Annotated in this window: 10 protein-coding genes; 2 read left to right on the forward strand and 8 right to left on the reverse strand. The window is 46.5% G+C overall.

What is annotated here, in order from left to right:
* Positions 1 to 287: 287 nt before the first annotated feature.
* The 4 genes from V6669_RS29750 to V6669_RS29765 form a co-directional block, all read right to left on the reverse strand.
* Positions 288 to 1,181 (reverse strand): response regulator, encoded by an 894-nt coding sequence (locus tag V6669_RS29750; RefSeq protein WP_338589477.1) that lies wholly within the window; start codon positions 1,179 to 1,181, stop codon positions 288 to 290.
* Positions 1,153 to 2,472 (reverse strand): ATP-binding protein, encoded by a 1,320-nt coding sequence (locus tag V6669_RS29755; protein WP_338589479.1) that lies wholly within the window; start codon positions 2,470 to 2,472, stop codon positions 1,153 to 1,155. Before V6669_RS29755 ends, V6669_RS29750 begins: the two co-directional genes overlap by 29 nt.
* A 167-nt stretch (positions 2,473 to 2,639) precedes the next feature.
* Positions 2,640 to 5,780, reverse strand: coding sequence for an ATP-binding protein (locus V6669_RS29760; protein WP_338589481.1), 3,141 nt, complete (start codon positions 5,778 to 5,780; stop codon positions 2,640 to 2,642).
* Positions 5,777 to 6,940 (reverse strand): response regulator, encoded by a 1,164-nt coding sequence (locus tag V6669_RS29765; protein WP_338589483.1) that lies wholly within the window; start codon positions 6,938 to 6,940, stop codon positions 5,777 to 5,779. The genes V6669_RS29760 and V6669_RS29765 overlap by 4 nt, the downstream gene beginning before the upstream one ends.
* Positions 6,941 to 7,115: 175 nt before the next feature.
* Between V6669_RS29765 and V6669_RS29770 the strand changes: the two genes are divergently transcribed.
* Together V6669_RS29770 and V6669_RS29775 are read left to right on the forward strand one after the other, a co-directional pair.
* Complete coding sequence (locus tag V6669_RS29770; RefSeq protein ID WP_338589485.1) at positions 7,116 to 7,613, forward strand: DinB family protein; 498 nt, start codon at positions 7,116 to 7,118, stop codon at positions 7,611 to 7,613.
* A 247-nt stretch (positions 7,614 to 7,860) separates the two neighbouring features.
* Entirely contained in the window at positions 7,861 to 8,931 is a 1,071-nt protein-coding gene (locus V6669_RS29775; RefSeq protein ID WP_338589487.1) for an SDR family oxidoreductase, read from the forward strand.
* A 56-nt stretch (positions 8,932 to 8,987) separates the two neighbouring features.
* On the opposite strand, the gene V6669_RS29780 is transcribed toward V6669_RS29775, so the two are convergent.
* From V6669_RS29780 to V6669_RS29795, 4 genes are all read right to left on the reverse strand, one after another.
* Positions 8,988 to 9,365, reverse strand: a complete 378-nt coding sequence (locus tag V6669_RS29780; protein WP_338589489.1) for a helix-turn-helix domain-containing protein — start codon at positions 9,363 to 9,365, stop codon at positions 8,988 to 8,990.
* Positions 9,366 to 9,419: 54 nt separating this feature from the next.
* Positions 9,420 to 10,364 (reverse strand): SMI1/KNR4 family protein, encoded by a 945-nt coding sequence (locus V6669_RS29785; protein ID WP_338589491.1) that lies wholly within the window; start codon positions 10,362 to 10,364, stop codon positions 9,420 to 9,422.
* A gap of 214 nt (positions 10,365 to 10,578) precedes the next feature.
* Entirely contained in the window at positions 10,579 to 12,204 is a 1,626-nt protein-coding gene (locus V6669_RS29790) for a rhamnogalacturonan lyase B N-terminal domain-containing protein (protein WP_338589493.1), read from the reverse strand.
* 350 nt (positions 12,205 to 12,554) lie between these two features.
* Positions 12,555 to 13,427, reverse strand: a complete 873-nt coding sequence (locus V6669_RS29795) for an AraC family transcriptional regulator (protein WP_338589495.1) — start codon at positions 13,425 to 13,427, stop codon at positions 12,555 to 12,557.
* Positions 13,428 to 13,489: the final 62 nt, after the last annotated feature.

Consider the following 13,489-nt stretch of genomic DNA (forward strand, 5'->3'; position numbering starts at 1 on the left):
ATACACGTATTGTAGTTCGCTCCCTACGCCAACTTACATGATCCTACATAAAATAATTACAACTCATGAAAATTAAATTAACATGTAATGTTTTATAATAGATAAACGCGCACAAATCGCTAATAAAAGATCCGATTTTAATTATTTATGTAAGGTTATATGACAATTAAGAAAGTGATAAACAAAAAAAACCGAGAATCCGTGAAGGTGTTACCTTCGGGAATCCGGCTTTTGGATAAGAGAAAGAATATCTCAGTTACTATTTAGTTATTTAGTTATTCAGTTGTTTAATTATTCATTTTTTCAATCGTCTCCATGTAGAACACATGCAGGAACTTTTTGATATTAACCTTGCCTTTGTCGCCTGCCTGATCTTCTTCCATCGCTCTCATCTTCATTCGAACATCCTGGAAGTCGAAGTAGAGGGGAGCATAATGTTCGAACTTGTGGTTGCTATAATCGGTGAGTCCAATCGAGGCCATGTTGGTTAGTGCGGCAATTACCGTTCTGCGAATGCGTTGTTCCATCGCTTTGCTCTCTTTTTCCACGTCTTTTGGCGTAAACTTGTACGTCTTGGCCACCGCTTCATACGACTCCTTCAGCGGCGGCCACTCCGCGACCTGCTTCTGGTCAATTGCATACTCCATAAGGGCCACAATATCCTTGCTTCCACTTTCTCCGATGATCCCGAGATCCATCAGAATGCTTCGTGCCGCATCTCGCACCGTACGACCTTGGGCAGGGGCCGGCGCTTCCACCAGATTCAATCGGGCCATCGACTGCTTGATCTCCAGTACGTAACGTTCATACTTCCACTGTTCATTCACTTTGCTGAGCACATGCTCCACTTCCACCCGATTAATCGGTTTATGAATGAAGAATTCAATGCCGTTCTGGTAGGCCGCTCCTACCATCTCCTTGTTCTCCACCTGAGAGATCATGATAAATTTCCCGGTATATCCGCTCTGCTTCAGCTTCGCCACCGTCTCAATTCCGTCCTGATCCGGCATCAGCAGATCAATCAGAACCACGTCGGGACGCTGATCCATGATCATGCGCGCCCCTTCTATACCGCCCTCTGCCATGCCTGCAAGCTCGCCGATTCCACAGGATTCAATGATATCATGCAGCATACTCCGGCTCACCACATCATCATCCACGATCATGATAGAAAGTGTCATCGACATCGGCCCCCTTGATTAGATTCATTTTGGGAATAGTTATAGCGAATGTTGTCCCTGTCTCTCCTTGAGGCGCCGACTCTACCTTAATTTGTCCCGCCAACGACTGAACGATATCACGTACATGGGACAGGCCAATGCCCGTCGCGGCAATGCCGACTTCATTGAACTTTGTTGTATAGCCCGGTTCGAAGATAACATCCCGTTTGGCTTCAGGTATACCTTTTCCAGTATCCATCACAACCAAATGCACGTCATCGTCCTGCTCATACACACGAATTCGGATCGTCCCGTCACGCTCAATCGCCTCTACCGCATTGGCAATCAGGTTATTCATTACCGTTAGAAGAGGAATGTAGTACGGAGACTCACAATCATACTGTTGCTCGATGTCGATCTCGACCTGCTTATGCAGCATTTCACTATATTTTCGATTTGCTTTACTGGCAAAGTTCAACACTTCGGATAAGCTCATGTTAACCGCTTTTTCGTTATCATACAGCTTCAGCAGACCCGCGAGAATGCGTTGTGAATCCTTCTTCACTTCATGAATCTGCTGAGCGATGCCCAGCGTGCGCTGACTGTATTGATTCATGTCGTGCTCTCGGAGATCGCGATATAGATCATAGCTGTCTGCCGTAATGCCTTCGATCGTATTCATCGCTTTCTTGAGGTAAAAAACCTCGCCATACAGACCCGAGTTCACACTCAGCATCTGCTCCATCCGCTTCTCCTGCTCTGCATGTAAAAGCCGCATCTGCCTCACCGCAAAGCTGTTATAGAGCCCAATCACAAAGTAACTTCGCAGACCGCCTACCACAAGCAGATACAACCATTCCTTCATATAAAAGATATTGGTCCCGCTTAACATTCCGCGAAGAAGAAGCTCAACAAGATTAGAGGAGAAATCGATACATGTGATTAACCCGCCGAGCAGAAGAGGCTGCATCTCATGGAATCGATGCTTGAACTTGCTAAGCCCATAGGCAAAGACCACATAATACACGCCTGCCCCCAGGTTGTCCCGCATGCTTTCCAGAATGGACACGGTCTGTACATGATTGATGAGATCTGCCGACTGAAACAGGAAACTTGCGATGCCTGTCAGGATTCCTGTCTTCACATAAGACAAGTGTGGCATGATCATCAGCAGAAATAAAAGGATGCTAACCCCCAGCCCGATTCGGAAGTAATCTTCCCGGAACGGATTTATCTTGAATTGCGCCCCTACCGCAGTGGCAAAGGCAATGGCCGTCATCTGTACATTCTCATTTTTGACCCAATTGCGCATCGATCTTTTCACCCACTATAACAACGTTTAGCGCGCAATGCGGAACCCGCGCTTCTAATGTTAAATATACTAACATATGAAAGATGCATTAGAAATAATTAAAATTAGGGAATGAACACGCAAGCAACACAAAAAGGCCGGAAGTCTTCACTTCTGCGGCCTTTTCCTTATATCTCGTCCGGAATATCAAATGATACCATCGTACCCTCACCCGGCTCACTTACGATTGATAATCCCTGCCCATACCGTTGCAACAATCTGCGGTTTGTATTCACAATGCCTATTCCGCCTTTTCCACCTGGCGTAGCATGTAACAGCTCTGCAACCTTCTCCGGTTCCATGCCTTTGCCATTATCCTTCACTTCAATACGGGTATAACCTTCATGGCGAGTGATGGACAAACATACTGTCCCACCCACATTTCGGCTTAATAACCCGTGTCTGACGGCATTTTCGATCAAGGGTTGAATCGATAACGGCGGGAGAAGTAACGGAAGGTCCGGCTCTACGTTTAATACCACCGACAATCGATCTTCAAATCGTGTTTTTTCAATAAAAAGATAAGCTTCCACGAGCTCCAGCTCGTATGATAATTTCACCAGTTCCCCTGTATTGAGATAGTTGAAGCTGATCCGTAAATAGGATGAAAAAGCTTCCCCAAGCTTCCGCATATGCTCTGTATCAATATCACTTAAAACCATAAGTGAATTCAGCGTATTGAACAGGAAGTGGGGCTGGATCTGAGCCTGCAAATAAGCAGCTTCCATGCGTAAGCGCTCCTGGATGGACTGATTTAACATGGTCAATGCACGTATTCGATATTTCAGCTCCAACGCATCTACAGGCTTCGTGACATAATCATTCGCCCCCGATGCAAAACCGGTATATATATCCGGTGGCTGGCTTCGCGCAGTCAACAATAACACCGGAAGCTCAGACATCGAGAATTGTTCCCTCACCTTCTGGGTTAACTCATATCCGGACATATTGGGCATCATCACATCCGTAATGAGCAGATCCCACTGGCGTGTGCCGAGCAGTTCCATCGCTTCCTGACCCGAACCTGCTGTAGTTATATCATATGGTTCCGTCGAAAGAATGCTGACCAGCACATCCAGATTCACCGGATCATCATCGACAGCCAGAATGGTGGCTTTCCCCTCTTTTAACAACGGAGCCATCTCTGCTGTCGCCAAGGCTTCCGCGTCCCCCATATCTGGGCGGGGTAACAGGAATCCGTTAGGTGCATCTTCCATCATCTCCGCGGCCTGTTCCCATATCAGGGGAAGTTGTGACTGAGCCTGATGGGTGGATTCATTCGCGAGCGGCAGATTGAAACTGAATACCGAACCCTTTCCGAGTTCCGAGTGAACCGTAAGTGTCCCGCCGTGCAATTCTACGAGCTCTTTGCAGATGTTCAATCCAAGTCCAATGCCTTGTCCATCGCTGATGCCATACGACCCTTGTTCATACGGAAGGAAAATGCGCATCCGCGTGTCCTCATCCATGCCAATACCCGTATCCGTCACATGAATCAGAGCATGTCCTTCACGAATGTCGGCACTTACGGAGATCGTTCCTTCCTCTGTATGTTTAAGCGCGTTATGCAGCAGGTTATACAAAATCTGAACGAGCCTTTCTTCATCAGCCATGACCAGTGGGAACGATTCCGGAATCTCCATATGAAGGCGGACTGGTTTTCGTTCTGCCATGAATTGCAGCATGGCGATAATGCCAGGAACAACCGACTGTATGGAAAGAGGCCCCTGACGTAACACAATGCGGTGCTCCTTCAGCCGGACTACATCCAGTAGATCACCAAGGAGATGCGACATCCGGCGACCGATCGTAATCAGCAACTCCATATCCTCCAGGCTCCGTTCATCCAGCCTGTTCTTCTCTCGGGTGACCACGTTGTGAGCGATGTTAATGATCCCGTGCAGTGGAGTCCGCAGTTCATGTGATGTATTCGCCAAGAACTGATCTTTAATTTTGTCGCCCTTCTGCAGCTCTGTATTCAGCTTCATATTCTCCTTGGCATTCCTGAAGTATTTCTTGAACCAATAGGCGGAGAAGCCGGTAATGGCAAAGATGATATCAATGGGATAATAGACGGTTGTCACATCTTTCGATGTCTCACTTGTACTCCACAACATGTTGGATATAATGCCTCCAGCGGTCAGGAGTAGGAAAACCATATCTCGATCAGCCTGTTTCCTAAAGAGCATGACACCTACAATGTACAGGAACCAGAGAGAAGAGACGAGAAAGAACACGTCGATAAAAGAGTAATAAACCATGGCATAGACAACGTGAATTGGCGCCGCCAGAATAACAGCAATATAAGCTATTGTCGTGACAATGCCTAATTGAAGGATCTTTGTTCGTGTATGTATCAAGGTCAATCTCTGGAACAACAGCAGAATACAAGCATTTTGCAGCAGCAGACAGATCAGACGAAGCTTGATCCCCCATGTATAGTTAATAGGGAGCCATAACATCAGAATGTTATCATGACCTACCATAACCACAATGCCCACAGATAGGGTTAATATAGCTGCGACGAGCAAGGCCCGCTCCTGGGGGTTGAACACAAACAGAATACAGGCATACATGCCATGAAGTAATAAAACGAGAAAAATGGCCATTTGAAAACCGATGGAATACCAACGTGCGTAATCAACCGCCGCCTGGGAACCGAAGCGAACGGGTTTGCCAATCCCGCCGATATACGGGCTATCATAATTGGCTACATGAATGAGTAATTCAATCTCTGTTGCGCCTTCATCTTCATAGGATGCCGTATAAGAGGTACTTCTTGGTTCATAGGTATCCGCATCCTCCGACACCTTCCCCATTCCGCCCACGACATTCCCATTGATTTCAATTTCAGATGAACTTCGGATGTTCCTGAACCAAAAGGTGACAGGGACCTGGAGCGGATCAGTCAGCACACGCAATCGATATGTGGCATATCCAAGTGAACTCTCCTGATCTGGGTTCTCAGCCTTCCAATCTCCCGGAACCTGGACCACATCCGCCGCATGTGCTCGTCCCTCATCCACAATATCCTTCCTGGTCAGTAATTCATTCGAATATAGTTCCCATTCTCCGTTCAGATACATTACTGGCACTTGTTCCAGATCAACACCTCGCAAATCAACTACACCATTCACAGCTTGATGATTGTCCAAGGCAGGGAAGAACTGCGACCAGACCCAGCGCATGCCGACCAATGCCACTAAAATGATCGACAGGATCAGAACATATTTGAAACGTCTTACGGGATTTGTATGTCGTACATTCATTGGTTACGTTGCCCTGACTTGATCAAACCGAGCTTCCAGTCCCTGTACCATTCGCGAACCTCTTCACTAATCGGTATCTCCAAATCTTGCTCCATTCTGGTGGTTAAGAGACGATACTGCTCCTCCACACCGAGATCGTTGTGCATTTCATCATATAACTTCATTAGAATAAAATAACTTTCTTCCTCATCCGGAAGCATATGCTGAATACGTCGTGTACTCTCAATTACTTTTTCCGCCAGCCCATGCTGCTGGTAATACAGACTTAGTTGTCTCATATGATACAGCCACAGATAGCGTAATCTTTCCCGCTCAGGTTCAGCCCACATGTATTCATAATTGCCAAGATAGGTACCCTTATATAGATGAAGCGCTTGCTCATAGGCATGAACGGTACTTGCGTTTACGACTTTCCATTGCCTGATTTCCCGTTCCCACTGCTCACTATCCAACTGAGCCTCACCCAGTTCGAGTCGATAGCCTGCCTCCAGGTGTCCACTCTGAATCGTGATCATATCCATGTTGCAAGTTTTCAGGGTTTGGCGGACATGATACATCGCAGTGTAAAGTTGGTGTGCCGTCTTCTCCTCTTCCATTCCCGGCCACAGAAGCTCCAGCAGAACACTGCGATGGATAACCTGGTTCCGGTGGTGAAGCAAGTATGCAAACAGCTCCTGCGCCTTGCTTGTACGCCATTTGGCAACCTGAATATCCTTTCCTGGAAGCTTAAACTGAATCTGATTAAAACATAAAATTAAAGGTACATTTGTATCCTTTGACCGCTGCTCCCGTTTTACGCTCAGTTTCTCCCGGACTCGGCTCACTGTCTGCTTCAATCGATCCTTTTGGATGGGCTTCATCACATAGTCCAAAGCCTGTAGTTCGAAAGCATGCACCGCATATTGATCGTAACTGGTCACAAATATAATTTCGATACCCGGTGTTGCCGCCTGAATCTGTCTTCCCAGATCCATACCATCCATCTCCGGCATATGAATATCCAGAAATACAACATCAGGACGGTGTTCCACAATACCTGCCACAGCCTCTGTTGGATTCATATATGTAGCGATAATTTCAATGCCGCTTACTTCTTTTTCTAGTGATTTTTGAAGGCCTATCAACGCTAGACGTTCGTCGTCAACCAATATCACTTTCACAGGAGCTTCCTCCTCGACCCTGAGGTCTTGAGATTTATTTTCACTATTATATCATAGGCATTTTAAGTATTTAGGGTTCTTGGTTATCCATTTTTAATTTTTAGCAATTTAATTGTATAATACTAAATAGAAGACGGGTTATCAGATCCAGTCTTGGAAGAGAGGAAGGTTCCATATGTCAGATGTTAATCAAAGCTTTGGGCAAGCCCTTGTCAAATCATTAGTGGGGGAACGCGGTCATATCCGTATCGCTCGTGCTCTGCCCGATATCGATGTCACACTTGCTGCTCGTACGCACGATGCCATGCCATATACGATCTATCAGTTGGTGAAGCATATGCATTATTGGCAGCAATTCATGCTCGAACACTTGGAAGGACACAAACCACAGCTCCCTGCTAACGTGAGTGAGAGCTGGCCTGAGGAGAAGGGTCCACAGGACGAAGCCACGTGGAAGGCAGATATTCAGGCATTCTTGGATGGGGTTGATCAAGCCGTAGCCATTGCAGAAAATGCACAATTAGATGATCCACTGCTCTATTTCCCGGGTGAAACTAAAGCAGGACTTCTGCGCAATATCGCATCCCATAACTCGTACCATCTGGGTGAGATTGTTCTGCTGCGTCGCTTCTACGGCGCATGGCCGCCTCCAGGTGGCGGATACCCGGCGTAAACCATATTTACAACAGATCTATTGAACGAATATACAGACACATCTAAGCTGTGAAAGGACGGTTGTTCCTTTTACAGCTTCTTGTGGTTATAGGCAAGTAACATCCATTGAAGTGCAATTATAACGCTCATATCCTGTACCAGGCTCATATATTACTTCAAAGTACGTATATGACTTTGAAGTGCGTACTTCTCATCCTTCTTTTTCTGACCCACAATATGAACAGAAGAAGAGAGGAGCATGTCCATTGAAAACCGAACAATTGGTTACCCGTTACACCGCGCTTGTCATCGGTGCTGGAGGTGTCATTGGAAGAAACCTTATTGATTATCTCATGACACTTCCCGAGTGGAATGTGATTGGTGTATCTCGCCGCGGAGGGGAGGATGCCCCTGGATTACGTTATATATCAGCTGATTTACTGAACGAAGCAGACACACAAGACAAACTAAGTCATTTAACGACGGTTACACATATTTTCTACGCCGCGTATCAGGATCGCCCAACTTGGGCCGAATTGGTACAGCCCAACCTGGCCATGCTCGTCAATGTGGTGAATACCATCGAACCGATCGCTCCAAATCTCCAACATATTAGCCTAATGCAAGGTTATAAAGTGTACGGCGCACATCTGGGGCCATTCAAAACACCTGCCAAAGAAACAGACGCATATCATATGCCCCCTGAATTCAATGTCAATCAGCAACAGTTTCTCGAGGATCGGCAACCCGGAAGCAGCTGGACCTGGTCAGCCCTGCGCCCTTCTGTTGTATGTGGATTTGCCCTGGGTAATCCAATGAACCTTGCCATGGTTATTGGCGTGTATGCGTCCATCTCCAAGGAGCTTGGCTTGCCATTACGATTTCCCGGGAAACCAGGAGCGTATCAATCGCTTCTTGAAATGACTGATGCGACATTACTGGCTCATGCAACCGTATGGGCAGCAACCGAACCTCGCTGTGCCAATCAGGCATTTAATATCACCAATGGCGATCTGTTTCGCTGGAATGAGCTATGGCCCAGAATCGCTGCATTTTTCGAATTGGAAACCGCACCTCCGCTCCCCCTCTCACTTGCAACAGTGATGGCAGATAAAGAAAATCTTTGGAATTCCATGATTGAAAAGTATGGTTTGGTAAACACCCCTTATGATGATGTCTCTTCCTGGGCATTTGGTGACTTTGTCTTCTCGTGGGATTACGATTTCTTCGCAGATGGTTCCAAAGCTCGCCGCTTCGGATTTCATGAATTCATTGACACGGAGGCCATGTTTATGGATATTTTCAGAAATCTACGTGATCGCAAGATCCTTCCGTAAAGCAAATAAAATGCATAATAAGCCGATTCCTGAATTCCAGAATCGGCTTATATAATTCACTCAACGTCAGTAGTAGTTGGCGGCTTAAACAGAATTTTTCCTCGATCACCATAAACATTCTCCACATGTATATCGCCCCACCTACACATCAGATGAAGAATCTCTTTAAGACTCCATCCATACTCTGTTAACTCATACTCCACTTTAGGAGGAACCTGGTGATGTGAAATACGGGCAATAACCCCGGCCTCCGTTAGTTCACCAAGTTGCTGAGTCAACACTTTCTGGGTGATCGCGGGGATCAGTTTCATCAGCTCACCATTACGTTTCTTACCAAAGGTAAGATGGAATAGAATAACAGGCTTCCACTTTCCCCCAATTACTTCAAGAAAAGCTTCAACTGCGGTGTTATATACTTTGAGCGGTTCCTCCATATCACCTTCTGTCTCCCTTCCACACAACAGTTTAAAGAGTCGCTGTCGAGTTTTTTAGACTTCTGGTGTCATCAGTCCTTGGATAAACGTCTCAAAGTTCGGTGCCAGCGGAATGATATCTTTGGGATTCTCCCTCTTCACATAAACGACCTCAGGTTCTCCATCATTACCGAATGAACGATAATCGAGCATGACAACCCCCGACTCCGAAGGAGATACCGCGATGACCACGCCAATCTCCGGATAACCTTCACGTTCAATCAAAGTCCAGCTGCCTTGTATACCCGCTAGCGTGCGAGGCTTCTCACGGCCAATACCCAGTATTCCTTCAATTTCAACATAATCCGTAGCTCCCGTATCTGTGTTCGCCACAGGGAAATAACGATTGTACGGAATACCACCATTATGTAGCTTCATCATCTCAATGTAGGAAGCCGGGAGTCGGAACACCAATTGCTCCTCCACAGAGTCAATGAGACCCTCACTTGGAGGATTGGACACATAGTGCTCCAGTGCCTGCTCACTATCGTTCCAGAATTCGCCGGATTCCGGTCTGGGAACCGCTTCAAAGGTCGCTACAACGTCAACGGGTACGCGGAATTCTTCAACAGTCTCTGAATCCGTTTCAACTTCAGGTTCAGACGGCTCCTCCATTTTGCTTCGAATCCATCCCAGAAACTCCAGCGTATCTTCATCCTCGGGGTCCAATTCATCCGCTCTTTCAAATGCCTGCAGCGCATGCGCATATTGCTCCAGATAATAATAAGCCAGTCCAATCCGATAATGCCAAAGCGGGTCGCCTGTGCCCTCTTTGGCAACCGTCAGGAATTGTTCAACCGCTTCTTCATACCGTTCCAGGTTATTTAGCGCTCGTCCCAAATGGTTAACCAGCTCATAATCCCTTTCTTCCACAGGAATTGCTTGAATTGCATCTACAATTTCCTGAAATTCATCTTCTTCATGCCACTCTTGCAATTGAACCAACAGATCGTCTCTCATTCTCTTTTCCTCCCCGTTCATTCACTCATGATTACGTATTGAAAATTATACCACTATCCGGATCACCATCTCCAGCAAAGCAAGATCCTTAGGGATATCATGAATCGATATCTTTCCATTTCGGATGACAAAGCTAAAAGAGGTAACCTGAACCCGGTTAAGAAAACCAGGCAGGCTACCTCCTTTATTCCTTCCACTATATTGAATTCTTAAATCAATTCAGCAACTCAACACAATCGTAGACCCAACCTGCACTTAACCAGTTCCCCAAGTCACTGGAACCACTGATCGGCGTAATTGTGATGGTATTGGAACCATTCACGAAGTAGGATGCTGGAACATTCCAGCTAAAGGTTGTGTTGTTGCCACGATACGTACCAATGGTGAAACTACGAGAATTGGGCTGTGAAGATGCGGCAGGATTAGTTAATGCATGTCCATTAACCGTTACACTAGGTCTGCCATTATTGTAGGCTGCGGTAATACCGATGTTGAGCGTATGAGAGGATGCCGCTTGAGATGCATTCAAATTAAACGTTATTGTGGTTGGAGAATTCTGACCACGGAACTGGATTGCCGGGAATCGATTGGTCGCGCTACCGGTAGCATAGGTGACAGGTCCCCAGCTTGGATTCCGACTATCGGATGGGTGACGAATCGGAATTGTCTGTCCATTCAGGAACTCCCGTGGCGTACCATCCCAGTTACCGATTCGCCAGATGTTAGAGGCTTTACTCGGGTCATTGTTGATCGTACGCGTATTCAGTGTCGTCGTTTGGCCTGCCGTGATATTAACCGTTTCCGTATATACCGCCAGTTCCCCTTTATAGGCTGTCATGGTGTATGTCCCCGGGATCATGCTGTATTTGGCAGCTGCCCCACTAGAAGAGGTACCCACCCAATACTGGGCGTTGCTATTGGCGAACCCAATTGTATATGCATAACCCGTATCCATCCCGGAGAGGCCATTAAGCACCACGTTCCCCCGACTGGATACCCAACCCTGCAGATTCAGACCAGACATCCAACTGAAGTCGGGTACACTTGGCGTACCTCCCGTTGTGAAGATCAAAGCGTACGGCCCATGCAGACCCAGGCGCCAATTCTCCGTCTGTGCATGTCCCGAGTTCATATAATTGTATACTTCTGTCTCTGTTCCACTTTGGAACTGGATGTCGCGGAAGAATGGACCACCAGAGCTTTTTTCCCGATTGCCGTAGGCCATAAATACACCGACGCCATTACCCGTAACTCCACGAACCGATAAATCTTTGGCCTGATCATTACCATAATATTTAGAGGCACTCTGACCGTTTGCGAAACCAAATACATCCTGACTCTCGATTGCGCCTGAGTTACCTCGATTATTGGAATTCGCCGGAACACCTGTCAACACACTACCATTACCGCGGAAAATGTATCGCAGCTCCCCGATCGAAGGTTGAGCCGTGATATGCGTTGCCATGTATATGATATTCTCGCCACCACGCGAAGCATAATAGTGAGTCAGTGTGCTTGTGGATACCGTGATTAACACGGTTGATCCTGAAGGAGAGGTATTCCACGTCACATTGGCGGAGGAACCCAAACCTGAACCGATGTGTGATCCTCTATTGCTGTTCAGTTCCGTACCATTCATTTTGGCTGAGATAATATCCCCATTGGTTTTGTTCACCACATAGACTAACCCTGAACCAGTGTTCACTTCAATTCTGGAGCCGTTATCGGTAACATTAATGGTTGCCGCGTGTCCGGTAGATGCAGGGTACACAGCAGCTGTTGCGATCATAACGACAATTAAAAACAAACCAAGCGCCTTTCTCCCTATACTTTTGGTCATGAGTAAATCCCTCCTTGGAATTCATTTAATAAAGCGCTTACATTACAATGTATAATAACTGACACTTCCGTCTCATATCGATATGTCTGCTATGTGAGCCTGTCCATAATCAATGGAATGTTATGTCTTCGTGCGTATAGAATAGAGTCAACACTTCATGTAAACCTGATCTCCACCCCCTTCTTAAATCACTCTCCTACATACAAGTATTCTTACAATTCCAATAAAATAATACCATTATATTACATATGTTTGCAATGAAAACGGCTCGTATATCCGATAGCAAATTCTGAAAACAAAAAACGCAGCTTCAAAAAGCTGCGCCCGCAGATACCAAGCTAGAGACATTATCATCTCTTCCGAATAGGTATCCATATCTCACTTCTATATTGCTCTACAGTAACATCCTTGTGCTCATTCCATAACATTTCCGGACCCTCACTCAGCTCATAGTCCGATGAAGGAAACCACTCTGCGTAGATCCGGCCCCACACCTCCTGAAGCGTACCAGGAAACGGACCGACGACAGTAAATACAGCCCACGTCGAAGCAGGGACCTCGAGCTGTTCCAGTCCTTCAGGCGTCTCTTTTGTCGTAGCTGCACCAATGTAATGATCCAGTTCTCCCTGTTCCGCCATCCGCCCCTCACTGAAATGGGCCGAAGCACTGATTAAGCCCAGAGGTTGGACGTTCGATGCCCCCTTGATCGTATCAATCAATTCCGTTGTAAGACTCTGGTACATCGCAGCGATATCCGGATTTACCCCTTGGAATACAATCGGCACCCTTTTACGAATACCCACGATTCGAAAATCCTCTTTGTCTTCAATGCGGTAGTTCATTTCGCTTCCTCCTTGAATGGTCAGTTGAAATGTCATCCGCGGGAAGGCTTTAAGGGACGGACCATGATTTCGCGCTTCGGAGGGTGTAGTGCCATGCATGCTTTGAAACGCCCTAGCGAAAGAATCCGGCGATGTATACCCGTATTTTAGTGCAATATCAATGATTTTGCTGTCACTGTGACTTAACTCCATAGCTGCAAGTGTCAAGCGGCGACGTCGAATATATTCCGAGAGCGTTACACCACTAAGAAAAGAGAACATACGTGTAAAATGATACTCCGAGCAGCAGGCAATCCGGGAAATCTCCTTCATGTCCACGACATCCATCAGATGCTCCTCAATATGATTCAAGGCTTCATTTAACCGCCTGAGCGTATCCATATCATCCCTCCCACGTTAATTCAAGCTTAGCAAAGTCACTCTCTTTGCATCCGACATTATCT

It is taken from the genome of Paenibacillus sp. Y5S-9 (assembly GCF_036894235.1).
In the GTDB taxonomy this organism is placed as follows: domain Bacteria; phylum Bacillota; class Bacilli; order Paenibacillales; family Paenibacillaceae; genus Paenibacillus.

Coding starts and splice junctions, on each gene's coding strand:
- V6669_RS29790 (WP_338589493.1), bottom strand. CDS start 12,204: ATGACCAAAAGTATAGGGAGAAAGGCGCTTGGTTTGTTTTTAATTGTC.
- V6669_RS29760 (WP_338589481.1), bottom strand. CDS start 5,780: ATGAATGTACGACATACAAATCCCGTAAGACGTTTCAAATATGTTCTG.
- V6669_RS29755 (WP_338589479.1), bottom strand. CDS start 2,472: ATGCGCAATTGGGTCAAAAATGAGAATGTACAGATGACGGCCATTGCC.
- V6669_RS29785 (WP_338589491.1), bottom strand. CDS start 10,364: ATGAGAGACGATCTGTTGGTTCAATTGCAAGAGTGGCATGAAGAAGAT.
- V6669_RS29780 (WP_338589489.1), bottom strand. CDS start 9,365: ATGGAGGAACCGCTCAAAGTATATAACACCGCAGTTGAAGCTTTTCTT.
- V6669_RS29770 (WP_338589485.1), top strand. CDS start 7,116: ATGTCAGATGTTAATCAAAGCTTTGGGCAAGCCCTTGTCAAATCATTA.
- V6669_RS29795 (WP_338589495.1), bottom strand. CDS start 13,427: ATGGATACGCTCAGGCGGTTAAATGAAGCCTTGAATCATATTGAGGAG.
- V6669_RS29750 (WP_338589477.1), bottom strand. CDS start 1,181: ATGACACTTTCTATCATGATCGTGGATGATGATGTGGTGAGCCGGAGT.